This window comes from Arthrobacter sp. SRS-W-1-2016, from assembly GCF_002009585.1.
Taxonomy (GTDB): Bacteria; Actinomycetota; Actinomycetes; order Actinomycetales; family Micrococcaceae; genus Arthrobacter; species Arthrobacter bambusae_A.
In genome coordinates this window covers 23,552-47,762 of record NZ_MTPV01000044.1, presented here as the reverse complement: position 1 = coordinate 47,762, position 24,211 = coordinate 23,552, and the positions used below count along the sequence as shown (strand labels likewise).

At 63.7% G+C, this 24,211-nt stretch carries 20 protein-coding genes; 8 read left to right on the top strand and 12 right to left on the bottom strand.

What is annotated here, in order from left to right:
• Nucleotides 1–222: 222 nt before the first annotated feature.
• The 6 genes from BMF89_RS10800 to BMF89_RS10775 form a co-directional block, all read right to left on the bottom strand.
• Nucleotides 223–1,905 carry an ATP-binding cassette domain-containing protein gene (locus tag BMF89_RS10800; protein ID WP_078107086.1) on the bottom strand — a complete coding sequence of 561 codons (1,683 nt, stop codon included), beginning with the start codon at nucleotides 1,903–1,905 and terminating at the stop codon, nucleotides 223–225.
• Nucleotides 1,906–1,937: 32 nt separating this feature from the next.
• Nucleotides 1,938–2,516, bottom strand: coding sequence for a TetR family transcriptional regulator (locus tag BMF89_RS10795; protein WP_216353811.1), 579 nt, complete (start codon nucleotides 2,514–2,516; stop codon nucleotides 1,938–1,940).
• A 23-nt stretch (nucleotides 2,517–2,539) separates the two neighbouring features.
• Entirely contained in the window at nucleotides 2,540–3,820 is a 1,281-nt protein-coding gene (locus BMF89_RS10790) for an FAD-dependent oxidoreductase (protein ID WP_078107123.1), read from the bottom strand.
• Nucleotides 3,821–4,167: 347 nt separating this feature from the next.
• On the bottom strand, nucleotides 4,168–6,159 hold the full coding sequence (locus BMF89_RS10785) for a penicillin-binding transpeptidase domain-containing protein (RefSeq protein ID WP_078107122.1): 1,992 nt from the start codon (nucleotides 6,157–6,159) through the stop codon (nucleotides 4,168–4,170).
• Nucleotides 6,160–6,358: 199 nt separating this feature from the next.
• Entirely contained in the window at nucleotides 6,359–7,015 is a 657-nt protein-coding gene (locus BMF89_RS10780) for a response regulator transcription factor (RefSeq protein ID WP_078107085.1), read from the bottom strand.
• The gene (locus BMF89_RS10775; RefSeq protein WP_078107121.1) at nucleotides 7,012–8,370 is read right to left on the bottom strand and encodes a sensor histidine kinase; all 1,359 of its coding nucleotides are present in this window, start codon (nucleotides 8,368–8,370) and stop codon (nucleotides 7,012–7,014) included. The genes BMF89_RS10780 and BMF89_RS10775 overlap by 4 nt, the downstream gene beginning before the upstream one ends.
• A gap of 194 nt (nucleotides 8,371–8,564) precedes the next feature.
• Between BMF89_RS10775 and BMF89_RS10770 the strand changes: the two genes are divergently transcribed.
• Both BMF89_RS10770 and BMF89_RS10765 read left to right on the top strand, forming a co-directional pair.
• Nucleotides 8,565–9,656 (top strand): ABC transporter permease, encoded by a 1,092-nt coding sequence (locus BMF89_RS10770; protein WP_078107084.1) that lies wholly within the window; start codon nucleotides 8,565–8,567, stop codon nucleotides 9,654–9,656.
• Nucleotides 9,657–9,695: 39 nt separating this feature from the next.
• On the top strand, nucleotides 9,696–10,394 hold the full coding sequence (locus tag BMF89_RS10765) for an ABC transporter ATP-binding protein (protein WP_078107083.1): 699 nt from the start codon (nucleotides 9,696–9,698) through the stop codon (nucleotides 10,392–10,394).
• A 71-nt stretch (nucleotides 10,395–10,465) separates the two neighbouring features.
• On the opposite strand, the gene BMF89_RS10760 is transcribed toward BMF89_RS10765, so the two are convergent.
• Nucleotides 10,466–10,858, bottom strand: a complete 393-nt coding sequence (locus BMF89_RS10760) for a helix-turn-helix domain-containing protein (RefSeq protein ID WP_078107082.1) — start codon at nucleotides 10,856–10,858, stop codon at nucleotides 10,466–10,468.
• 83 nt (nucleotides 10,859–10,941) lie between these two features.
• Here BMF89_RS10760 and BMF89_RS10755 point away from each other — a divergent pair, with 83 nt between their 5' ends.
• Nucleotides 10,942–11,547: an NAD(P)H-binding protein gene (locus tag BMF89_RS10755; protein ID WP_078107081.1), complete on the top strand. Its 606-nt coding sequence runs from the start codon at nucleotides 10,942–10,944 to the stop codon at nucleotides 11,545–11,547.
• Nucleotides 11,548–11,682: 135 nt separating this feature from the next.
• Here the strand turns inward: BMF89_RS10755 and BMF89_RS10750 are convergent, their stop codons facing one another.
• The 5 genes from BMF89_RS10750 to BMF89_RS10735 form a co-directional block, all read right to left on the bottom strand.
• Complete coding sequence (locus BMF89_RS10750) at nucleotides 11,683–13,128, bottom strand: NAD(P)/FAD-dependent oxidoreductase (protein WP_078107080.1); 1,446 nt, start codon at nucleotides 13,126–13,128, stop codon at nucleotides 11,683–11,685.
• A complete protein-coding gene (locus BMF89_RS10745; protein WP_171983459.1) occupies nucleotides 13,121–14,692 on the bottom strand; it encodes a glycosyltransferase 87 family protein in 1,572 nt (523 codons plus the stop codon). Before BMF89_RS10745 ends, BMF89_RS10750 begins: the two co-directional genes overlap by 8 nt.
• 147 nt (nucleotides 14,693–14,839) lie before the next feature.
• Entirely contained in the window at nucleotides 14,840–14,980 is a 141-nt protein-coding gene (locus BMF89_RS21935; RefSeq protein ID WP_171983456.1) for a hypothetical protein, read from the bottom strand.
• Nucleotides 14,981–15,562: 582 nt separating this feature from the next.
• Nucleotides 15,563–16,105 (bottom strand): histidine phosphatase family protein, encoded by a 543-nt coding sequence (locus tag BMF89_RS10740; RefSeq protein WP_078107119.1) that lies wholly within the window; start codon nucleotides 16,103–16,105, stop codon nucleotides 15,563–15,565.
• Between the two features lie 42 nt (nucleotides 16,106–16,147).
• Nucleotides 16,148–17,644 (bottom strand): CCA tRNA nucleotidyltransferase, encoded by a 1,497-nt coding sequence (locus BMF89_RS10735; protein WP_078107079.1) that lies wholly within the window; start codon nucleotides 17,642–17,644, stop codon nucleotides 16,148–16,150.
• Between the two features lie 216 nt (nucleotides 17,645–17,860).
• Here BMF89_RS10735 and BMF89_RS10730 point away from each other — a divergent pair, with 216 nt between their 5' ends.
• From BMF89_RS10730 to trxA, 5 genes are all read left to right on the top strand, one after another.
• Nucleotides 17,861–18,361 carry an NUDIX hydrolase gene (locus tag BMF89_RS10730; RefSeq protein WP_059388857.1) on the top strand — a complete coding sequence of 167 codons (501 nt, stop codon included), beginning with the start codon at nucleotides 17,861–17,863 and terminating at the stop codon, nucleotides 18,359–18,361.
• A 71-nt stretch (nucleotides 18,362–18,432) separates the two neighbouring features.
• A complete protein-coding gene (gene murJ, locus BMF89_RS10725; RefSeq protein ID WP_078107078.1) occupies nucleotides 18,433–20,502 on the top strand; it encodes a murein biosynthesis integral membrane protein MurJ in 2,070 nt (689 codons plus the stop codon).
• Between the two features lie 143 nt (nucleotides 20,503–20,645).
• Complete coding sequence (locus BMF89_RS10720) at nucleotides 20,646–22,289, top strand: ABC transporter substrate-binding protein (RefSeq protein WP_078107077.1); 1,644 nt, start codon at nucleotides 20,646–20,648, stop codon at nucleotides 22,287–22,289.
• 166 nt (nucleotides 22,290–22,455) lie between these two features.
• The gene (trxB, locus tag BMF89_RS10715; RefSeq protein WP_078107076.1) at nucleotides 22,456–23,412 is read left to right on the top strand and encodes a thioredoxin-disulfide reductase; all 957 of its coding nucleotides are present in this window, start codon (nucleotides 22,456–22,458) and stop codon (nucleotides 23,410–23,412) included.
• Nucleotides 23,413–23,448: 36 nt separating this feature from the next.
• Nucleotides 23,449–23,775 (top strand): thioredoxin, encoded by a 327-nt coding sequence (trxA, locus tag BMF89_RS10710; protein WP_078107075.1) that lies wholly within the window; start codon nucleotides 23,449–23,451, stop codon nucleotides 23,773–23,775.
• Nucleotides 23,776–24,211 lie beyond the last annotated feature (436 nt).

The window sequence follows — 24,211 nt, the reverse complement described above, 5'->3', positions numbered from 1 at the left end:
GTGGTTTGGACGTGACCGGCGCGAGAACGGGGCGTGGAGTGGATGTGGAAGTCGCCCTGCGTGACAACGGCTCAGACGCTCGCTCACCTATGCGGCACTTCCGGTAGACGCTCGCTCACCTATTCCAGACATGAGCGGGCGTTCCCGAAAAACCCACAAGACGTGAGCGGGCGTTCCCGAAAAAACCACCAAAGGTGAGCGGGCGTCGGGGGCGCCTGGAGGCTAGCGCGCCCGCTCTACCCGGGACTCGTCCCAGACGGGCTCCGCGGACTCGTAGACTTTGCCGTCGGATCCGAAGACGAGGAAGCGGTCGAAGGACTTCGCGAACCAGCGATCGTGGGTGACAGCCAGGACGGTGCCTTCGAACGCGTCGATGGCACGTTCCAAGGCTTCGCCCGAGTGCAGGTCCAGGTTGTCCGTCGGTTCGTCGAGGAGCAGGAGCGTGGCGCCCGACAGTTGGAGGAGCAGGATCTGGAAACGCGCTTGCTGCCCTCCGGAGAGCGACTCATACTTCTGTTCCGCCGAACCCACCAGCCCGTAGGAGTCGAGCGCGCCGGATGCTGCCTCCCGGCCCAGCCCGGAACGGTGTTCGTCACCCCGGTGCAGGATGTCCAGGAGCGTCCGACCCAGGAGATCCGGACGGGAATGGGTCTGGGCGAAGAATCCGGGACGGATCCTGGCACCCAGTTTGACGGTTCCTTCGTGCGGAACTTCGGCGATCTCGACGTCGGAAACGGGCAAGTGCTCGCGCTCCGGGTCGGTGCCGCCAGCGGCGAGGAGCCGCAGGAAGTGGCTCTTGCCCGAACCGTTGGAACCCAGCACGCCCACGCGGTCGCCGAACCAGATTTCGGTGGAGAACGGCTTCATCAGGCCCGTAAGTTCAAGCTTTTCAGCCACCACCGCTCGTTTGGCCGTCCGGCCCCCCTTGAGGCGCATGTTGACGTTCTGCTCCAGCGGCAAGGCCTCGGGCGGTCCGGCCTCCAGGAACTTGGCGAGCCGCGTCTGGGCAGCCTGGTACTTGTTGGCCATGTCCGAGCGGAACGCCGCCTTGGTTTTGTACATGATGACGAGTTCCTTGAGCTTCAAGTGCTCCTCGTCCCAGCGTTTGCGCAGTTCCTCGAAGCGCGCGTTGCGGTCGATGCGCGCGTCCACGTAGGTGCCGAAGCCGCCGCCGTGCACCCAGGCCCCGGCGCCGTTGATGCCGGGTTCCAGCGTCACGATGCGGCCTGCGGCGTTGTTGAGCAGCTCGCGGTCGTGGCTGATGAAGAAGACCGTCTTCTTGGATTCATTGAGCTTGCTTTCGAGCCAACGCTTGCCCGGAACATCGAGGTAGTTGTCCGGCTCGTCGAGGAGCAGGAGCTGATCCGGCCCGGAGAACAGCGCCTCGAGCACCAAGCGCTTTTGCTCGCCTCCCGAAAGGCTCGACGCCGGTCGGTGCTGCGCGCGGTCAAAGGGGATGCCGAGTGCGGCCATACAGACTTCGTCCCAGACGGTCTCGACGTCGTACCCTCCGGCGTCTCCCCAGTCCACGATCGCCTGGGCGTACCGCATTTGGGTGGGCTCGTCGTCGTGCTCCATCATGGCGAGCTCGGCGTCCTCGACCGCCTTCGCGGCCGCGGCGAGGGCTGGCGGCGCGGCGGAAACGAGCAGGTCACGCACGGTTGATTCATCGCGGACCTGCCCGACGAACTGTCGCATGATGCCCATGGTGCCGGAGCGTCCCACCACTCCTTCGTCAGGCGTGAGATCGCCGGCGATGATCTTGAACAGGGTGGTCTTTCCCGTTCCGTTGGGCCCGATCAGGGCTGTTTTGCTGCCGTCCGGGACCTTGAAGGTCACGCCGTTGAGCAGTTGGGTGCCGTCGGAGAGGAAGTAGTCGATGCCTGAAACGTCAATATGGGCCACTGGCCAATCTTCCCACGGACCGCGGGGGATCCTCAGCCGCCCAGGTGGTCCGCACCAACGGCACCAGTGAGATATCGCTGGATGGTCGGCCCCAGCGCTCGGGCGACGACGGCGTGCGGCGTCGAAGCGATCGGCTCCAGTTTGATCAGGTAGCGGGTCAGGATAAGTCCGGAAATCTGCGACGCCACCAGGTTTCCGCGCCACGACGCCTCTTCCGCGGACACCCCGAGGCCGGCCAGAAGCGGGTTGATGGCGCGGTTGAGGATGAACTCGCGGACCAGCGCGGCACCCCACTCATGTTGCATCGCCGTTCGCAGAACCGCGACGCCGGCTGCCCCCGCGGGCGAGTCCCACACGGTCAGGACACGCATTACCAGCCTCTCCCCGACCCCTTCCCGCGGACCCCTGAGGACCGCCGTGATGTGGTCCTTGGGGTCCACGGGGGACTCAAGAGCAGCCATGAACAGCTGCTCCTTGCTTCCGAAATGGTGGTTGATCATGGACGGATCCACGCCGGCCTCCGCCGCGATGGCCCGGACAGTCGCGGCGTCATATCCTTTACGGCTGAACTGTTCGCGAGCCGCACTGAGAACCGCGTCCCGGCTGCTCACGCGTCCGGGCCGCCGCCCTCTGTTCACAGCGATTTCCGGTTCGCGGCGGCCTTCCGGCGCGCAAAGTCCGGGGCGTGTTCCGGCCGCGGCCCGAAAGCGATCATGAGGGCTGGAAGTTTCCGGAACCACGGCACGTGGCGGGCGATAAAGACGACCGGACTGGGCGGGCCCATCAACTGGCCTTTCACTGCGGGGCCGAAAACGGCTTTCTGGATGAGGAGCTGAACATTCTGGATCACCACCGTGGGGAACCATCGCCGCTTCTGCACCGAGGCGAGGTCGGCTTCGCCCAAGGTGCCCTGAAGCAAAGGGCGGGCAAGGCGCTGGGCTGCCGCGACTGCGTCCTGGATGGCCAGGTTGATCCCCACACCGCCTGCGGGCGACATGGCGTGGGCGGCGTCTCCGATGAGGAGCAGCCCGGGTTTGTGCCATGGCTTGATCCGGTTGAGCTTCACGTCGAGCAAATGGAGATCGTCCATGGACCTGATTTCGTCCACGCGGTCCGCCAGGTCCGGGCGGATGCGGGCCACGCGTGCACGGAAACTCTCCACCCCTTCGGCCCGCAATTTCGGATCCTTGCCCTTCTCCGCGATATAGGCGATCTGGTAGAAGTCCTTGCGGGTCAGGCTGAGGAGCACATCGTCGCGGGAGAAGCGGGGCATGATCGAAGCCAACTGTTCCTGTTCATCCGCACGCCGGGACAGCCTGAACCACCACGTGTCGAACGGCACGGGGAACTCACGGGGGACGAGGCCCGCCTTCTGCCGGAGCACCGAGCTGCGGCCGTCACATGCCACCGTCAACGTCGCGCGAAGCTCCCCCGTTCCGATTTCGACGCCGGACGCCGCGTCCCGGGTGCGGTACGCCACCCCGGCGACTTTCCCGCCGTCGTCGTACAGCAGATCCGTGGCCTCGGTGTTCATCCGGAGCGTGAACTGCGGCTCTTGCTGTGCGGCGTCCACCAGGAAGTTCAGGAGGTCCCACTGCGGAACCATGGCTACGTAATCGTAGGGTGGCTTGAGGCGGTCGAAGTCGGCCAGGGTGACTTCCTTGCCGCCCGTGGGGAGTTTGAAATTGCCGAGCTTGCTTTGGGGCAAGGCCCGGAATCCTTCGCCCAGCCCAAGCTCATCCAACAGTCGGATGGTGGAGGCATGGACGGTGTCGCCGCGGAAGTCGCGCAGGAAGTCGGCGTGCTTTTCAAGGATCGTGACCTCGACGCCGGCCCGCGCCAGGAGGAGTCCGAGCATCACCCCGGCGGGTCCCCCGCCCGCGATGACGCATGTGGTGCTTTCAGGCTGGTCCATGGCCACTCCCGGAGTTGAACTTCATTCCGCAACTAATTCAACAAGCGTTGAATTAAGTGTGCACCCGCCTCGCGGTCGTGTCCAGAGGCTGCGACGCCCGCTCACATACCGCGCCACGTTACCAACCGAGAATCTTTCCCTCCTGTACCACTGCAACTGCCCCATGCTGACGGGGCGCTGATCGGACGGTGGTGGGTAAGCGGGCTGAAATCCTTGCTCCGGCGTCGACATGGGTTCCCCTTGATGCTGTTGCTCTTTGGCTTCACCTTCCAGCAGAAGGCGCGGCGGAACAGCCTGAGAATACGTCCATCCAGAGAACGAACACCAGCGGTCTGCGGCCCGCGAGCTCAGCCGGCGGCGGTCAGGAACGATTTGAGCAGCGGACCGCTGGTAGTCGCGCCGAGGCCGCCGTCTTCCACGAACACTGCGACCGCCAGGTCTCCATGCACTGCAACGATCCAGGCGTGAGTCTTGGGCGGGTTGTCATTTCCGAATTCGGCCGTTCCGGTCTTCGCGCCAACGGGCGCCCCCGGCACTGACGCGAGGAAACCGGCGTGGCCGGAGGTCACCACCGCCCTCATCATGTCAGTCAGCGCGGCTGCCTCAGCCGGGGTGACCGGTTTCTCGGACGCTGCCGCGATGGGGGACTCCGAGGCACCGGGGGACGCCGACGACGACGGCGGGCCTGACGGCGTCGGCGTGGCACCTGCGGACGGGACTGCGCCGGGGTTCAGGACGAGTTGCGGCGACACCGGCGCGCCGTGGGCCACCGATGCGGCCATGATGGCCGCCGCGAGCGGCGAAAGAAGCACTTTGCCCTGGCCGATCATCGAAGCTGCGTGCTCGGTGCCATCAGCGTTTCCCGGCACGGAGCCCAGGAAGGCGTCAGCCCCCAGCTTCGGGGCCTGGACTGCCACACCCAGCGAGGTTGCCGCAGACTCGAGCTGGGCTTGGCTCACTTTGTCGCGGGAACTGATGAAGGCCGTGTTGCACGAATGCGCAAAGGCGTCCCGCAATTCAACAGAACCCAAGGACGACGCCGGGTAGCCTTCGGCGTTCTTGAAGGTCCGGCCATCCACCGTGATTGTGGGCGTGCACTCAACCTTGGAATCCGGCGTCATTCCATTGCGGATCAAGGCGAGGGAATCGACGATCTTGAACGTGGACCCCGGCGCGTACTGGCCGAGCATCGCCGTGTTGTAGCCGTTGCTGCCGGGACCGGAGGCCGCTGCGAGGACGGCGCCGGTGGAGGGACGGAGTGCCACAATTGCCGAGGCCGGCCCAACACCGGCCAAGGTGTCTTCGGCGAGCTGCTGCAAGCGCGGATCCAGGGTGGTCTTCAACGGGTCGCCGGGCTTCGCATTGACGGCAAAAAGCACTCGGCGCGGATCCGGATTTGCTGCCTTGATCTGGTCGTCTGTCATGCCTTGAGGCCGGGCTTTGATGGAGACCCCGTCCTGGCCTCGGAGTTGAGTGTCATATTGCTCCTGCAGGCCACCGGATCCGACGGTGTCTCCCACCTTGAGGGCGCCCCCGGACTTTTGGATCTGTTCGGCGCTTGCTTCGGACGCGGTACCCAAGACGGCGCGGGCGAAGGTGCGGGTTGGTGCCAAAGGCAGAAAATCGCGGATGCCACGGGCGCCGGGAATCGCGGCGATCTGCTGGTCTGTGACCGTCCGGCTGCCGTCCTCGCGCAGCGTGATCGCACTGACGAAGGCCTGCGGGCCGGAAGCCTGGACCTGTTTCACATACGCGCCTTCGTCCACGCCCACCAGTTGCGCGAGCTTCGCCGCGGACGCTGCAGGATCGGCCGATCCTATCGTTGTCTTGTCGATCCCCACGTGAACCACCGGACGGTAGCTGACCAATTTCGCGTCCCCTGCGCCGAGGATGTCGGCCCTGGATGGCGAATTGACGGTCTTGTCCAGGACCTCGCCGTCCTTAAGGTCCGGCTCCAGGAGTGCCGAATTCCACTGGACCGCCCATTTGTCGCCCGACTTCTTCAGTGCAGCCTGGGAGGTGTACTTCCACTCCGCGGTCCCGATCTTCCACGTGAAGTTGAGCGGGACTGACGCTTTGTCGCCGTCGAGCGTCACCGCGCCGCTCTCAACGGAAGGCTTGGCCGGATCAAGGGCAGCGAACACCGCTTTGAGCTGCTCGTTTGCCGCCGCGGCATCCTTGCCGTCAACGGCGAGCGATCCGACGTCGAGCGCCGCCAAAGAGGACGCGAGCTGCTTGGCCGCGCCCTCCGCTCCGGAGCGGCCGTCATCGCAAGAGGTCAGCGACCCGGCAATCATCAGGGCGGCAAGCCCCAGGACAATGTTTTTAGTTTTCCCCATTTGCGCCATTATGCCTTCTTGGACCGACAGGAATGATCCAAATCACAGCACGTTGCGCTTTTGTGATGCTTCAGGGGTTCAAGAACAGCGCGTAGCCACTTTCCCCAAGTAACTCGCAGTAGGTGTCGTTTTCGGCCCCCAAAACGACACCTACTGCCAGTCAGTTGGGTTCCCCAGGCACCCGGAGTGCGTGCCGATTCTACTGACTGCGGATGATCCTGCGCTGCGTCGCCGCCGCGATGGCCGCGGTCCGGTTGTCGACGCCGAGCTTGCCGTAAATGTGCACCAAATGGGTCTTGACTGTGGCCTCGGAAATGAAGAGTTGCCTCGCCATCGCACGGTTGCTCATCCCAGTGGCGAGGAGCTCCACGAGTTGCACTTCACGGGCACTCAAGGCGTTCACCGGATTGCGGATCCGCCCCATGAGCCGGGCGGCAACCTCGGGCGCAAGGGCCGTCCGACCCGCCGCCGCAGACACCACGGCCTGCCGGATTTGCTCAGGTGGCGCGTCCTTAAGCATGTATCCGCTGGCACCGGCCTCTACCGCGGCGAGGATGTCGGCGTCGTTGTCGTAGGTGGTCAGGATCAGGACCGGCGGCGCGGGAGTCCCGGCTTCCCCGGCTTTGATCTTGCCCGTGGCGGTGACGCCGTCCATGCCCGAGCCCATCTGCAAGTCCATGAGAACCACGTCGACGGGTTCGCCGAGGGTGTGGAGCTTCGATAGTTCCGCCAATGCGGCGGTGCCGTCGGCGGCTTCCGCCACCACGCGGACGCCTTCGAAGTCGGAAAGCATGGCCCGGAGCCCCGCGCGGACCACGGGATGATCGTCAACAAGCAAGACCCTGATGGTGGTCACGAGGCCCCCTCCTGGGCTGCGTTGCCGGTACCCAGCGGCAGCCGGATTGCCACCACGGTCCCCTCCCCGGGAGCCGACTCGACGTCGAGCGTTCCGTTGAGGGCAGCGAGCCGCTCGCGCAGGCTTTTGAGCCCGACGCCGGTTCCGTCGTCGCGGGTTGCTGCGGCAGCCGCCGCTTCGGGATCAAAGCCCGCACCGTCGTCGAACACATCCATGGTCACCTCGGCGTCCAGGAAGGAAAGGGTCACGACGGCGGTGCCCGCCTGGGCATGCGCCCACACGTTCGCCAGGGAAGACTGAGCCGCGCGCAACAGGGTGGTCCGGTATGGGTTGGGCAGCGGCACCGGCGTGCCCTGGAGCTCGAAGCGGCAGCGCAGCGTGGCTCCACGGGCGGAGGCCTCGGCCTCGGTCTTGGTGCAGAGGCGCCGCAGGGTGTCCGCCAGCTCAGACTCATCCAGTTCGGGGGATCCAAGTCCGCGGACAAAGTTGCGGGCCTCCGCCAGGTTGCTGGCCGCTGTCTCACGGACGGTCCTGAGCCGGTCGCGGGCCGCGACATTGTCACCGGCGTCGAGGGCTTTCTCCGCCGAGCGCCCCATCAGGACGATGCTCGAGAATCCCTGCGCCAGGGTGTCGTGGATTTCGCGGGCGAGCCTTTCGCGCTCTGCCAGCACACCGGCGTCGTGCTGGCTTCGTGCCAATTCGGCCCGGGTACGGCGCAATTCCTCGGCGGCAAGGCGTTGGTTCTCCGCCTCGACGTAGAGCGCCCGATAAGCCAGGCCGGTGACAACCGCGAAGGCGGCCCCGAAAACAGGCCCGAGGACCATGGCAAGTTGCAGGGCATCCGCCCCGGCACCCCTGTTATGGAACCACATCGCCGCGATCAGGAGCGCGGTGCTGGCAGCGATCGCGGGAAGAGCGAAACGCCGCGGCAGGATATGCAGCTGCAGGAAGAACAGCGGGAAAGCTATCCACGCGAAGTCCGGACTGATGAGCATGAGCAGCAGCCAAAGGAATCCAACGACGGCGAGCCACCAGCGCGCGTATGGCTTCGGATTGAAACGCTTGGAATGGCCGGCGTGCCTCTTCTCGAGAACCGTCCCTGCGAGGTAGACAGCAGCCAGTAGCAGCGAAAGGCCGAGGCCCGCCCCGGTGGCGAAAGGCGAAAGGCCCGCGACTGCAAGCCTGACGACCGCCACCAACAAGAGCACCGCAAAACCGACGTGCAGGCTGACGCGCAGGACCCGCAGAATCACGGCGGAGCCAATGGGCTTCGTGTCATTGGGCTGCGCCGTGTCACCTGGTTGCTGCCGCGGCGCAGGCGGCGCGGCGACTTGCTGCGAATCGTCTCCCTGCATGCCCTCCAGCGTAGCCTCGCCCTCCGACACTTTTGCCCCGGTTCCGCCGTATTCGGCTCCAATCAACCAAACGGTTGATCCCGCGGTCAACCAAGGCGATCGGATGGGTCCATCCACTTCCCGATGCTTCAGCCGCCAACTGCCAGGAAAGTTGAATCAGGACCAGAAAATCGCCTCCGAACCAAAGGAATTCCATGTTTCTCGCAGTGCGCGACATCCGCTTCGCCAAGGGCCGCTTCGCCCTCATGGGAAGCGTCGTCGCCCTCATCACACTCCTCCTCGTCATGCTCTCCGGGCTGACGGCGGGCCTCGGTGACCAGTCCACGTCGGCCATCTCAGCCCTTCCAGCGCAGCAAATCGCCTTCGGCGCGCCAGCCGGGGGCGAGGCCAAGGCGTCCTACACGGAATCGGAAGTCTCCAACAAGCAGCTTGAAGCCTGGCGGAACCGGCCGGGTGTTGCTTCTGTCGAAGCAGTGGGTATCACCCAGACGCGGTTCCAGTCCCTCGATTCCTCCAATAATGCCGCCGGCACTGCCAACGTCGCGGTCTTCGGGGCCGACGGCGGCATCTCGCCAGTGGCGGTCAGGGACGGCGAGGTGGTGGTCGGGGAGGCCTTGGCGAAGGAACTGGCGCTGAGTACCGGGAGCAGCGTGACCGTGGGCGGTACCAGCCTGACGGTTTACGCCGTTACCCAGGACGAGTGGTATTCGCACACCGGGGTTGTCTGGACTTCCCGGGCAACGTGGCAAAAGCTCGCACATATTCCTGCCGGGGAATCGATTGGGACGGTCCTCGCGGTGACCTACGACGCCGGAGCCTCTGTGGACCCCGACGCCGCCAACGCAGCAGCCGGCACGGTGAGTGCCACGCCTAGTGGCTCGTTCCAGGCCCTCGGTTCCTACAAGAGTGAAAACGGCTCCCTCATGCTGATGCAGGCTTTCCTCTATGGCATCTCGGCGCTTGTCATCGTGGCGTTCCTGACCGTCTGGACTGTGCAGCGCACACGCGACATCGCGGTGCTCAAAGCCATGGGTGCCTCGTCCGGCTACGTCGTGCGCGACGCCTTGGTCCAAGCGGGAATCGTTTTGCTCGCAGGGGCGGGACTGGGCGGCGGCGTTGGCGTGGTTGGCGGCTTCTTTGCTGCCAAGGCCGCCCCATTCCTCGTGACTCCACTGACGACGCTCGTCCCGATTGCCGGAATCGTGATCCTCGGGCTTGGCGGTGCGGCGATGGCCGTACGCAGCATCACCAAGGTGGATCCGCTCATCGCCCTTGGCGGCAACTAGGCCAACGCCGAAATCTAATATTCCATGAAAGGCATATCAATGAACCCCGTACTGAACCTCGTCAACGTCACCCTGGAGTACCCGGACGGAGACTCCACCCTCAAGGCCCTGGACGCCGTGGATCTCAGCGTGGACGCCGGCGAGTTCTTTTCCCTCGTGGGCCCGTCGGGCTCCGGGAAGTCCTCGCTTCTTGCCGTGGCGGCAACACTCGTTCGGCCGGGTTCCGGGCTCGTCATCATAGACGGCACGGATGCCACAGGACTCAAGGACCCCGAACTCACTTCCCTGCGCCGGGAAAAAGTGGGCATCATTTTCCAGCAACCCAACCTCCTGCCGTCGCTGACCGCCGTCGAGCAGTTGATCATCGGCGACCACTTCCGGGGAAAGCCGGCCAAAGCGGCACGTGAGCGCGCTACCGAACTGCTCGACGTCGTCGGGCTCGGGAGTTCGCTCAGCAAGAGGCCGCACCAGCTCTCCGGAGGGCAGCGGCAGCGGGTAAACATCGCGAGGGCGCTCATGGGCCAGCCCCGGGTGCTGCTTGTCGACGAGCCGACCGCAGCCTTGGATCACGAACGCAGTGAATCGATCGTGCGGCTACTGCGTCAAGTCACCGACGAGTTCGCGACGGCGACCGTCATGGTCACGCACGACACCGAGTTCCTTCCGCTCACCGACTCCGTCGCCACCGTGCGGGACGGACGCCTCAGTGCGCGCGTCCCCGTCGGCACACCCAACTGACTCGCATTTGTTGTCGTTATGAGGCCTCAAAACGACACTTACTGCGAGTCAGTTGGCGAAGGCCGGAAGGTTCAGCCTCCGATCACGGCCTCGTCATGGGCATCGTCATAGGCGTCGCGGGCCTTGAGAATGCTGGGCACGTGATCCTCCGCCCAGAGGCGCAAAAGGGTCAAGGGCTCCAGCAAGGAAGCTCCGAGCTCGGTCAGTTCATAGTCGACGCGAGGGGGCACCTGCGCGTGGACGGTCCGGGTGATGAGACCGTCCCGCTCCAGGGCTCGAAGGGTCTGGGTGAGCACCTTCGGCGTCACTACATGGACCATCTTGCGGAGCTCGGAGAACCGGATCGGGCCGTCCGCGAGGACCTGGACCACCAACGAAGCCCACTTGTCGCCGATGCGTTGAAAGATCACCCGCGACGGGCAGTCAGGGTCGAGGATGTTTGCTGGCAGGTCGCTGGTATCCATGAGGTAACTAAGTTCCTTTGAAGCTATCAGTATCAATTAGATACTGTTTTGATATCACGAGGATAGCAACCCCAAGGAGAGTCATGAAAATCGCAGTTTACGGCGCAACAGGCATGGTCGGAAGCCAGATCGTCAACGAATCCCTCACCCGCGGCCACGAAGTCACCGCGATCTCCCGTAAGGGCTCGGAGGTTGCTGGAGCGAAGGCCCTCGCCGCCGACCTCGCTGATGGCCAGAGCTTCGCGGAGGTCGCCAAAGAGCACGACGCCGTCATCCTCGCCACCGGTCCCAGCCGCACCGGCGGAGACCACGGGGAGTGGCTGGCAGCAATGGACACCGCGTACAGCAACGCAGAAAGCACACGGCTCATGATCGTCGGCGGCGCAGGCACCCTAGAGATCGACGGCGTCCGCCTCCTCGATTCGCCCGACTTCCCTGAGGCGTACAAGGCCGAAGCAACCACGGCCGCGGCCGCTTTCGCCGCCGTCAAGGAAGCTCCCGAGAGCCTGGACTGGACCGTACTCGCACCCGCGCCCGTCATACAGCCGGGTGAGCGCACCGGGAACTACTCCACTGCAATGGATTCTCCGGCCGGCAACACCATCTCCACCCAGGACTACGCTGTGGCCATGCTGGACGAAATCGAAACTCCTGCCCACCGCCGGGCACGCTTCACGGCAGCCAACTAGCCCAACGCCCGCTCACCTATGAGGGCCCATTTCCCAACGCCCGCTCACATCTGAAGAAAAACGCGGGCCGCTCGTATACGCAAGTGAGCGAGCGTTTCGGATTTTGACGACATAAGTGAGCGGGCGTCGCAGGGGTTATGCGCCTAGGCCAAGCCCGGGTATCGGGAGACCGAACATGTCCTTCAGGGCATATTTAGCAGCATGGTACCCGGGCATTCCTGTTACTCCGGGTCCTGGAGGCGTAGACGAGGAGCACAGGTACACCCCTGGCAGAGGAGTCCGCCACGGCACTGAGGAGAGGACGGGACGTTGTACCAGTCCTCGGATGTCCATGAGCCCCGCGCTAAAATCGCCGCCCACGTAGTTCGCGTTGTAGTCGGCCAAGCCCGCCGCCGTTGTCGTCTTCCAGCCGACCACCACGTCGCGGAAACCCGGCGCAAATTCCTCGATCCGGGACATGATCGCCTCGGCCATGTCCACCGTGGAACCTTTGGGAACGTGACAATAGGACCAGAGAATGTGCCGCCCTACGGGAGCGCGCCCCGGATCCACTATGGATGGCTGGGCCACAAGGACATACGGCTTCGCGGGATGCCGGCCCGCAGCTACAAGGTTCTCGGCCTCCGCCATGGCGGCACGCGTGCCGCCCACATGCACCGTCCCGGCGTCGGCCAAACCTGGAGCCGTCCAAGGCACCGGCCCGGACAGGATGAAATCCACCTTGCATGCCGCATTCCCAAAACGGAATGTTTCCAGCGACTTCCTATAGCGGGCGGGAAGCGCGGCGCCCGCCATGCGCAGCAGTCCTGGTGGTGCGACATCCAGCAGGATGGCCTTCGCGGGACGCAGCTCTTCCAAGGAATCGATCCGCACACCGGTCTCGACCACTCCGCCGTGGGCCTCGATGTCCCGCACCATGGCATCCGCTATGGCCACGGATCCACCAACCGGAATGGGCCAGCCACCGGCATGGGCCAGCGCACCCAGGAGGAGTCCCGCCCCTGAGGCTGTGAGCGAAGGAAGGGGAGACAGAGCATGTGCCGCCACACCTGTCAGGAGTGCGGGCGCCGCATCTCCTATGAAGCGCCGGTTCCACCACGGTGAACCTTGCTCCAAGGTTGCCAGGCCGAGGCGTAGCGCGGCGATCGGACGGGCCGGCATCCGCAGCAACTGGTTCTGCGTCACGTCAAGGACGCCGCCCAGATGCTCCACCAACGGTCCCATGAGGCGGGTAAATGCTGCTCCATCGGCCCCGAGTTCAAAAGCCGTCCGCTCCAGCGAGCGATACGCGAGAACTGCCCTGCCGCCGTCGAGCGGTGTTCCGTATTGGACCTCCGGCAAACGCAGCTCCACACGCCGTTCGAGCTCAAAATCCCGGAAGAAACGCGAAGCCAGCGCCATGGGGTGCACAGCGGAGCAGACGTCGTGGATATGCCCCGGCTCCAGCAGTTCAGTCGTCCGCGTTCCACCACCGATCGTCTGGGCGGCCTCGTACACCCGGACAGCCAGGCCCGCTCGGGCCATCACTACCGCGGCGGCCAAACCGTTCGGTCCGGAGCCGACGACGGCGACCTCAGCCATGGCGTTCGCCCTCGCCTTGCGTGGAGCTGACTGAGTCCCGGGGAGTTCCGGAGGTGTCGCGCCCGGATTGCGGCTCGCGCCCGGAACGGTCCTCAGCGGAGTTCACCTCAACGCGCCGCCAGGGGAGCACCGAGGCCGTCGGACTCTTGAGGTCCACCCGAAACCAATCCTTCGCGCCATCGAACAGGCCACCGTGGGGATCGTCCACACCCTGGACCCGGAGGGGATCAAGGTGTGGATCCCAGATGTCCCATGCAACCCTCAACATCAAATATGCCGTTACGGCCATATGCAGCATCACGGCCATGACGTAGTACGGCATATCGATGTTGTTCTGCGCCGCCCCGCCGCTACTGATCTGACCCAGATACATCCAGGTGGCAGCCCAATGCAACGCCTCGGCTGCCTGCCAGACCAGGAAGTCGAGCCAGCGGGGTCTGGCCAAAGCCAGCAAGGGCACCAGCCAGAGCACATATTGCGGCGAATAGACCTTATTGCTCAGCACGAAGGCTGCGACGATCAGGAAGGTCAACTGGGCCAGCCGCGGGCGACGCGGCGACGCCAATGCCAATACTGCAATCAGAACGCACGCAAGGAGGAACATGTCCATCGCCAAGGCATTGATGGCGTCGGGGCCAAGTTTGGCCAGTCGGAGGCGTTCGGCAACGAGGTTATACGCGAACCACAAGGAGCTGTACCCCGCGGGGCGATCACGGGTGTAATCGAAAAAGTAGCGCCAACCGGCTGGGTTGATGGCCGCGATCGGGACGTTGACTGCCAGCCAAGCGACCGCGGCTGACACGGTGGTCACAAAGAAGCCCCGCAGGCGGCCGCTTCGCAAGGCCAGCAGGAGGATCGCGCCGAGGACAAGCAGCGGATAAAGCTTGGTGGCCGTTCCCAAGCCGATGAACAGGCCGGCTATGACGAGACGGTCCTTCGAGAAGAAGTACATCCCCACGGCGAGCATGGCAACTGCCCACATGTCCCAATTAATGACTCCGGCCAGGACAATCCCGGGCGCGAGGGCCACCATTGCCGCGTCCCAAGGCCGGCGACGATTGATGCGCGCGGTAGCCAGGACCACCACGATCCACATGGCCGCAATCAGGGTGGCGTTCACGTCGAAGTAGCCCAGGATCCGATCGGGGGTGGCGCCGTGGCCCGGGACCAACCGTGCGGTAGCACCGGCTATCAGCCCGATGATCACCGGATATTCGAACATGCTTTTCGGATCAAGGAACGGGAAGACGCCGTCGGCGAAGCCCCTGCTGCTGAAAAGTTCGGGGAAATCCGAGTAGCAGGTGGCATAGAACTGCTGGGGGGTGTGCCAGCCGTTGACGCGGCAATAACCCTTGATCATGATCGACACGATGGCGGCGACGATCGTGAGGATGACCAGGACCCGCTCCACGGTGAAGAATCCGGGGGAGATGGCCCCGGGGGAGGACCGCCGTCCGAGGGGTCCCCCGATCAACTCGGTGAAGTTCCTGAGCAAGGAATCACTACGGCTGGGAACCACAAAGCGCGCACGCTTTTGCTGGATGTGCGGCTTTGTCTCCTGCATGGAATCGAGCTTACCTTCAGGCACGGGGCGCTCCTCCCTAAGCCCCCGCTTTAAAAGGCGGAAGCCCACGCGTAGCCGCGCGGGCTTCCGGGGCGAACGGTCCGATGTGTGCCATCAGTCCCTCCTGTAGTGCAGTGGTGGGGACACTCAGCGGATGATGCCCATTTGATGCAGGACGACGTAGACGTCTTCCCGGCGTTGGTCCAACAGTTGTCCGTTGAAGAGGGTCTTGTCTTTGACGACGGGCTTGCTGTTGAAGACCATCAAGTCCCTGAGGCGCTTGGCCAAGGGTTCACCTCCTTTCGTTATTGAAGAGAATTGCCGGAATTCAGGCATGACAATTAAGCCCCCTGAATTCGAAGAAAACAGCGGCGGAATTAGGCGCGTGAATGCCAGGCAATGAGGGGTGGATTAAGCGGATTTCTCGAACGACCGTATCCGTACCGGAGCATGGAACTCCGGTAGGGGTATCCAGGGGCAGCCGTCCCCAACAAGAAGCTGGTTCCGAACTATGAGGAAACTGCGCACCACGTCGATCGCGTGATACCGCTCAATGGCAGGCCCAACTCGGAGCCTGATTGCCCCTTGATCAGCCCTGAAACATCAGGGGGAAGAAGGAAACCAGGAGAAGTTAGGCCGCAGGACGGCGTCGAACAGCGAAGGCCGGGGTGCCAGCAACGGTCATCTTCCATCCGCTAGTCAAAGTAATCATTTTCCCAACCTCCTTTTCTGTTTTGGCGCAACCGCAGATGACTGACTGGGTAGCGCACGCCTCAATCCCGGCAGATTGCTCTGGGATCAAAAATAAAGTTACACCATGAATCGCACTGTTGACCAGCAAATTACAAACAATTTAGAAATTAATTCTTCTTACAGTCCCCAGCGGAGAATGGCCGGCGTCCGCTTGTCCCATCCCAAGGTACAAACTTTTGCCGTTCCCAGAACAAAGTGGCGTCCTTCCCTCGCGTCCAATTCGAGCCAACGGGCCGTGAGGATGCGGGAGAAATGGCCGTGCGCGACAATCAGGACATTGTCCATTCCGGACTCGAGGACGCGGGCAATGATCTTGTCGGCCCGGGCCGCCACAGAGTCGAGTGTCTCGCCGTTGGGAACGCCGTCGGTCCAGATGAGGTAATCCGGGTTGTCCTTGCGGATGAGATCCGAGCTAATGCCTTCGTAATCGCCGTAGTTCCACTCCACAGCCAGCGGCTCATGAACGGCGTCGGGGAAGCCCGCCAATTCCGCGGTACGGCGGGCTCGGCGCAGCGGCGATGTCAGGACCAGGTCGAAGTCGATGCCTTCCAGGATTTTGCGCGCTTCCACGGCCTGCTGCTCTCCCTCGACCGTCAAGGGAAGGTCCGTCAAACCGGTGTATTGGCCGCTCTTGGACCATTCGGTCTCGCCGTGACGCATGATCCAGAGCTGTGGCCGGGAGAGCTTGGCTGCGGGGTTCACTTAGGACTCCTCTGGTTCGGCGGTGCCTGCTTTGGCATCGACGGCTGGTTCCGATGAAAGTTCGACGGCGGACTCGGGTTGGCCGGTCCACCACCCCAGGAGCTTGGACTCGGCCTCTTCCTGGGACAGCGGACCGTTTTCCATGCGCTCCTCCAGGAGGAACTTGTAGGCGCGGCCAACCACGGGTCCGGGCTTGAGTCCCAGCAAATCCATGATCTGCGCTCCGTCCAGGTCCGGCCGGATGGCATTGAGCGATTCCTGTTCGGCCAGGACTTCGATCCGTTGCTCAAGGTCATCGTAGGCAAAGGAGAGCCGCTCGGCCTTGCGCTGGTTACGCGTGGTGACGTCGGACCGGGTCAGCCGGTGCAGGCGCTCCAGCAAGGGGCCGGCGTCTGCGACATAGCGGCGGACGGCGGAATCGGTCCAGCCGGCGTCGCCGTAACCGTAGAAGCGCATGTGAAGCTCCACGAGCCGCGCCACGGCCTTGATGGTGTCATTGTCGAAGCGCAGGGCCTTCATGCGTTTTGCGGTCAGTTTGGAGCCCACCATGTCGTGGTGGCGGAAGCTCACCGCGCCGCCCGGTTCGAAACGGCGCGTCGCCGGCTTCCCGACGTCGTGCATGAGCGCGGCGAAGCGCAACACAAAGTCCGGACCTGGCACCGGGCCGTCCGGGCCCGTCTCAAGCGACGCAGCCTGCTCCAGGACCTGCAAGGAGTGCTGGTAGACGTCCTTGTGCCGGTGGTGCTCATCGGCTTCAAGGCGCAGCGCGGAGACCTCGGGGAGGACGAATTCGGCAAGTCCGGTCTCCACGAGGAGGTCGATGCCCGCACGCGGGTGCGCACCGTTAATGAGCTTGACGAGTTCCTCGCGCACGCGTTCGGCGGAAATGATCTTGATCCGCTCGGCCATGCCGGACATGGCGAGGCGGACGTCGTCGTGCACGGCAACGCCGAGCTGCGCGGCGAAACGGGCAGCACGCATCATGCGAAGGGGATCATCGGAGAATGACGCTTCGGGTGCTCCCGGAGTGGCGAGGACCGAGGCGTGGAGGTCGCGGACCCCGCCGAAAGGATCCACGAGTTCCAGCGACGGCAGCCGGAGCGCCATGGCGTTGATGGTGAAGTCGCGGCGCAGGAGGTCGTCCAGGAGCGACGAGCCAAAAGCCACCGCCGGCTTGCGGGAATCGGCGTCGTAAGCCTCGGCGCGGTAGGTCGTGATCTCGATCTGGAAGCCGGACTTCTTCATCCCGATCGTTCCAAAGGCGCGTCCGATTTCCCAGAAATTGTCGGCCCACCTCTTGATGATCGAGAGGGTCTGGTCCGGAGTGGCGTCAGTGGTGAAATCCAGGTCCGGCGAGACACGTCCGAGGAAGAGGTCCCGCACCGGCCCGCCAACCAGCGACAGTTCGAATCCAGCGTCCACGAACCGCCGACCGAGGTCCAGGACCACTGGATCCATCTGGAAATTAACTGAAGAACTGTCCAATACTTGCGCCATAGTTCCTTAAGCTTGTCAGATTTCACCGCGCCATCACACCGGATCCTCGTCATTGCGCCGCGATTGGGTGGGAACAACACCGGGATCACGGTCTCACGCCATCCGCGCGTCACCGTGAGTCCATGTCCCGGTCATCACCAACGGGCAAGAGTCGTTAGAGTGGACTTCATGGCCAACCCGATCCCGAGTGCACCTGGCAGGAGGACGAACGCACCATTGCCGTCGGCAATTGGTGCCCACGTCGCGCCCGCTCCGCACCCGGCCCAGGCCGCCCTTCCGACGGTGGAGGAAGTCTCTGCCGGCGGCGTCGTCGTAGACACGTCCGACGGCGAACTAAGGGTTGCGATCATCGCCCGGCTTAATAGGGGTGGCCGGCTCGAGTGGTGCCTGCCGAAAGGGCATCCGGAGGGCAAGGAAAACAACGAGGAAGCAGCCGTCCGCGAGATCGCTGAAGAAACCGGAATCGAGGGCAACGTCCTCGCTCCGCTCGGCAGCATCGACTATTGGTTCACCGTGAGCGGGCACCGCGTCCACAAAACCGTGCACCATTTCCTCCTGCGCGCCACGGGCGGGGAGCTGACCATCGAGAACGATCCCGACCAAGAGGCCATCGATGCCGCGTGGGTTCCCCTCCAGGAATTGGCCCGCAAATTGTCCTTTCCCAATGAGCGGCGCATCGCCGATCTCGCCCGGGAAGTCCTGCCCGAACACCTCTAACGCGGGCCTTTCCTTCCGGCTGATGCCGGTTTGACGCAACAGGCAGCCTGGCTCGTGGGACGATAATGACAATGTCTGCCGCCAAAACAACCCAGTCACCACAGTCCGGAGAAACCCGTTCCAGCGCCGTCATGGCCGCAGGGACGCTCGTTTCACGGTTCCTCGGCTTCGCCAAAACCTGGATGCTTGGCGCCGCACTGGGCCTGGGATCGACGGTCAACGACACCTTCATCAATGCCAACAACCTGCCGAACCTGATCTTCCTCCTGGTGGCCGGTGGCGTTTTCAACGCTGTGCTGGTCCCGCAGATCATCAAGGCCAGCAAGGGTCCGGACCGCGGCGCGGACTACATCAGCCGGCTCCTGACCCTGGCTGTGCTGGTTCTCTTGACGCTGACCACCCTGGTCACCCTGGCCGCGCCGATGGTTATCGACCTCACCACCCAGGGCTATTCACCCCAACAGAAATCGCTGGCCGTAACCTTCGCGTTCTATTGCCTGCCGCAGATCTTCTTCTACGGTCTGTATGCGCTGCTGACCCAGATCCTCAACGCCAACGGTGCCTTCGGCCCCGCGATGTGGGCTCCCATTTTGAACAACGTGGTGGCCATCGCCGGACTGGGCATGTTCATCTGGATCCTCGGCGCCAACAACACCAACCCCCACACCTTGGACAATTGGGGGCCTGTCCAGACGTTCCTGATCGCCGGATTCTCCACTGTCGGCGTGCTCGCGCAGACCGCCATACTCCTCGTCCCGGTAATCCGCCTGCGGCTCGGGCTCCGGCCCCGCTTCGGCTGGAGGGGCGTAGGACTGGGCCAGGCGGCGAAACTGAGCGTCTGGACGCTCCTGACCGCCGCCGTCGGGCAGCTCGCGTTCCTTTACGTCATGAGGATCGCCACGATTCCCGGCTCCGAGCGGCTTCGGCTGGAGCACGCGCAAGACCCGGCGGCCGCCACTCTCCCGGGTAACGCGGTCCTGGAAGTCGCCAGCCAGCTCTACCTGCTCCCGCACTCGATCATCGCGTTGTCGCTCGCCACGGTGCTGTTCAACCGGATGGCCCATGCCTCCCAGGCGGGCAACAAAGCCGAACTGCGCGAAGCCCTGTCGCACGGGCTGCGGACCATGGCCGTCGCCACTGTCTTCGGGGCACTGGCTCTGTTCGCCCTCGCCGGACCGCTGGGCATGTTCTTCTCCGGCGGGAAACCCCAGGACGGCGTCATGCTAGCCCAGACGCTGACGATCCTCGCGCTGAGCACCCCGTTCATGAGCGCCAACTTCATGATGTCGCGTGTCTTCTACGCGAATGAAGACGCCCGGACCCCTTTCTACATCCAGCTCATCCTTGCGCTGGTCAACGTTGTGGGCGCGTTCATCATCCAGTTCCTGCCGGTCGGGCGGATCATCTTCGCGATCGCCGTCCTGTATACCCTCGGAAACATCCTTTCCGTGGTGATCAGCGTCTGGTTCCTGCGACGCCTCCTCGGCCACGTGGACGGCCCCCGCATCGCAAACTCGTACATCCGCATGGGCTACGCCGCCTTGGGCTCGGCGATCGCCGGTGCCGTGGCCCTGTGGCTCCTGGGCAGCTATCACGCCGACGGCTTCGCCTGGAGCAGCCGGCCTGCCGCATTGGTGACGGTGGTCGTCGTCGGGCCCGTCATGCTGCTTGCATACCTCTTCCTGCTGCGCGTCTTCCACGTCAGTGAGCTCCGCGATTTGCTCCGTCCGGTGCTTGGACGGCTCGGCCGGGGCGTTCCGGTTGCGAAAGCACCGTCCGCGGGTGGAGAGCAGACCCCGACGGCGGCCCGCGCCACGGTTTCCGACGACACCGGACTCATTCCGCGCATCTCGGGGGAGTTCGACGCAGCATCCTTCCGCGCCGGTCCGGCCGTGCAGACCATGCCTTCGAAGGACGGGTGGGATCACGGCCACGATACCGATGGAGGCATTGCGGAGGGGACGGACAAGGTGGACGCCTGGTCCGACGTCGAGAAGTCCTACCTGCCCGATGAAGACCTCCCCAGCACCGCACAACGGGGAGCAGGCCGCCCAGGCATCCCGTTGCCCGGCCGCCGCACCTATCAGGGAACACTGGGAAACAACCCCTATTTCCGCGGTGGATCACGCCGCAAAAGGTGACGGATCGGCTCAAACCGGGAGTCGGAACGGCCCAATCAGCTAGGATCAGAAACTAATACAGGTAGTTGCAGACCACGGGTCACCCGGCTGGCCGGATCCCGTATTCAGGACCCGCAGCTTCCGGACAGTCTTAGGAGGAACCCGTGTCCCACCCGATCGATGTCGGATCAGTGCTTGGCGGCCGCTACAAAGTCACAGCCACCGTGTTGACTTCGCACGACCAGGATCTGGTGCTCGACGGCGTGGACCAGGTCCTCAACAGGCCTGTCAGCATCCTCGTGGCTGGCCCCGGAAACGCCGATCAGGTTGCCAAGAGCGCCCGCGAGGTCGCCACCGGCGAACGGCCCGGACATGTCCAGATCCTCGACCTCGGGGTCAGCGACAGCACCACGTACCTCATTACGAACCACAGCAGCGCGCCCGACCTGCTGGACCTGGTGGTGGCCACCAATCCGCCTTACGTCGAACCGTTCTTCACGGACACGCTTGGCAGCGAGATCTTCGGCCAGGCCCGTTCCCACGAACCCGAGACCTACGACGGGCTCTACGACGACGAAGAGCACGACGCCGAGTACATCAGTTACGACGAGGTCGAGCCCCATCCCGCTGGCGAATCGCTGCCGGCTGCCGCTGACCCGCACCGCCCGGTGGTTCCTCCCATGCCCGCTGGCCGGCCGGCGTCGGCCTCCGGGGGCATTGGTTCCCGCATCGCTGCTGCGGCAGCGGGGGCAGGGGCTGCTGCCGCAGCGGCCGCGGCCGCCGTAAAGGGCAGCGGCAAGTCAAACAACGACGACGGCCAAGCCGCGCCTTCGGGGAGGCCCGCGTCCACTTCGGCCGCCGAGGCGAGCCGGACCGCTCCCCAGCAAATCCAAGCGGCGCCCGCCACGCAGGCTGTTCCAGCATCCACTCCTCAGGCGCCTACTTCTGCAACCCCGGCCCAGGAATCCAAAGTCTCTCTCTGGTCCGAGGACGACTATGGCTTCGTTAACGACGACGGCGGAGCGCGCGGCACGGGCGCTTCCCGCGATGCGGCCGCGGCTGCCGCCGGATACAGCCGGGGAGCATCGAGCTTCCCGTCGAACGCGCGCGAGCAAGCAGGGCCCCTCGACGAGGACGAATATTACGACGAGGAGCCGGTTCGCGAGCCCCGTTCCTTCCGTTGGCTCGTAGGCGGGGTCCTTGCCGCCGTGTTGATCGTAGGTTTGATCCTTGCTGTCACCAATCTCGGCAACCTCATCCCCGGCGGGGCTCCCGCGGCCAAGCAGTCCTCTTCAGCGTCTCAAACCGTAACTGGACAGCCGAGCAGCACAGGTACCGCCTCGGCACCGCCGGTCGCAGCGCCGCCGGTCATCGATGGAGTCACCCGCATGGGCGATTTCGATTTCGCAGCAACTTACGACAAGGACTTGGTCAAGGCATACGACGGCAATGCCGCCAGTTACTGGTCGGACATGGAATTCGCCACGGCGGACTGGGGTGGACTCGCACCCGATGGAGTGTCGCTGCTGGTCAAGCTCAAGACACCCTCGCAGGTGACGTCCGTCACTTTGAGCCAGTTGGGCGCATCCGGTGGAAACATCAGCGTTTACACCAATGATCGTCCGGCCTTGGACGGTGCCAAGTTGGTGGGCACCAACAGCTTCACCTCACCGGAGCTCACCATGCCGCTCAGTGCCCCTGTAACGGCCCAATACGTGATTATCTCCATCAAGGCCCTGCCCAAACTGACCGCCCCCAAGACGCGCTACGGCTACGGCCTGCGCCTTGCGGAGATCAAGGTCCAGTAGCCGACGCTTCTCGCTTCCATGCCCTGCACTGCCAGAAGGTACCCTGAATGGTGGTGGATATTAGGGTCCCCGGAAACATCGGAATATTCCGCGCCGCCATAGGGTTGTGCCATGTGGCCGGCCGCAAGGAACCGGTGCATCGACTAAGGAAGAGGTTCACCCAACAGTGAGCAACGCAGAAAACACCGCGTCCAACGTACGTGATGTCATTATCGTAGGCTCCGGGCCTGCCGGTTACACGGCGGCCGTCTACACGGCACGGGCCAACATGAACCCGCTTCTCATCGCCGGTTCCGTGACTGCCGGTGGCGAACTGATGAACACGACAGACGTCGAGAACTACCCCGGCTTCCCCGAGGGCGTCATGGGACCCGATCTCATGGAGAACTTCGAAAAGCAGGCGGCACGCTTTGGGACGGAGATTCAGTTTGAGGATGTCACCGAACTGGACCTCGACGGCGACATCAAGTCCGTGACTATCGGCACGGGGGAGAAGTTCAAGGCACGCGCCATCATTCTGTCCACGGGTTCCGCATACCGTGAGCTCGGCCTCGAGAATGAAAAGCGTCTTTCCGGCCACGGCGTGAGCTGGTGTGCAACCTGCGACGGTTTCTTCTTCAAAGACCAGGACATCGCAGTGATCGGCGGTGGCGACTCTGCCATGGAGGAAGCCCTCTTCCTCACCAAGTTCGCGAAGTCCGTCACCGTGGTACATCGTCGCGACACCCTCAAGGCTTCCAAGATCATGGGTGACCGCGCCCAGGCCCACGAAAAGATCAACTTCGTGTGGAATACCGCCGTCGAGGACGTCATCGGCGGGGACAAGGTGACTGGCCTGAAGCTGAAAAACCTCGTCGACGGCACCGAGTCCGAGCTCGCCGTTACAGGAGTTTTCGTGGCCATCGGCAACGATCCCCGCACCGAACTCGTCAAGGGAAAACTGGAGCTCGCCCCTGAAGGCACCATCGCCGTCGACGGCCGCAGCTCCAAGACCAGCATCAAGGGCGTCTTCGCCGCCGGCGATGTCGTGGACCCGACTTACCGCCAGGCCATCACGGCAGCCGGATCCGGTTGTGTCGCTGCCTTGGACGTCGAACACTATCTTGCAGACCTGCAGGCCTAACCGGCACAGCAGCCATCCATTCGAAGGGAAAGAATTATGAGCAACGCGAAAAACGTTACCGACGCCAGTTTCAGCACCGACGTCCTGGCCGCTGAAAAGCCGGTCATTGTGGACTTCTGGGCAGAATGGTGCGGCCCGTGCCGCAAGTTGGGTCCAATCCTCGATGAGATCTCGGTTGAATACGGAGACAAGGTCGATGTCGTCAAGCTGAATGTCGACGACAACCCGGCCATAGCCGCCGAGTACGGCATCACGTCCATTCCAGCCGTTTACCTCTTCAGCGGGGGAGAAGTGAAGAGCACAGTTATCGGTGCAAAGCCGAAGCAGTTCTTCGAAAAGGAATTTGAATCCGTTCTGTCCTAGGACATCCGGCGCGCCTGTAAGGCCTGCTTCCCGATTGAGCCGATGGTTTCGCTGTTGAGCGAGACCGCCGGCTTTTTCATGTCTTTGGGTACACGCTATTGAGTTCGAGGCCCGAGGCTTGTGGTGTCGGCTAGTGATATTGAGAGGCGCAGCGAGCGGCGGCTGCCAGTCTCGGTTTGTATTCCTATTGTGAACCTTTTTCACTTTCAAAAGCGGGAGTTCTTCGCTGGAACGGCCCAGACGGACACTGAACCTTCGGCCCCCCGGAGACGGGCCGGAGTGAGTGAATCAATTCCGCCTTCGAGCGCTGGAATGTTTGCTAAGCAATAGTTGTGCCCAGCCGACTCATGCATGGCCGCGGACGCAGGGAGATTCCATTTATACTGCCGAGTCCCTACGTTCGTACCAAGGGCAGTGATCCGACTGTTTCACGTGA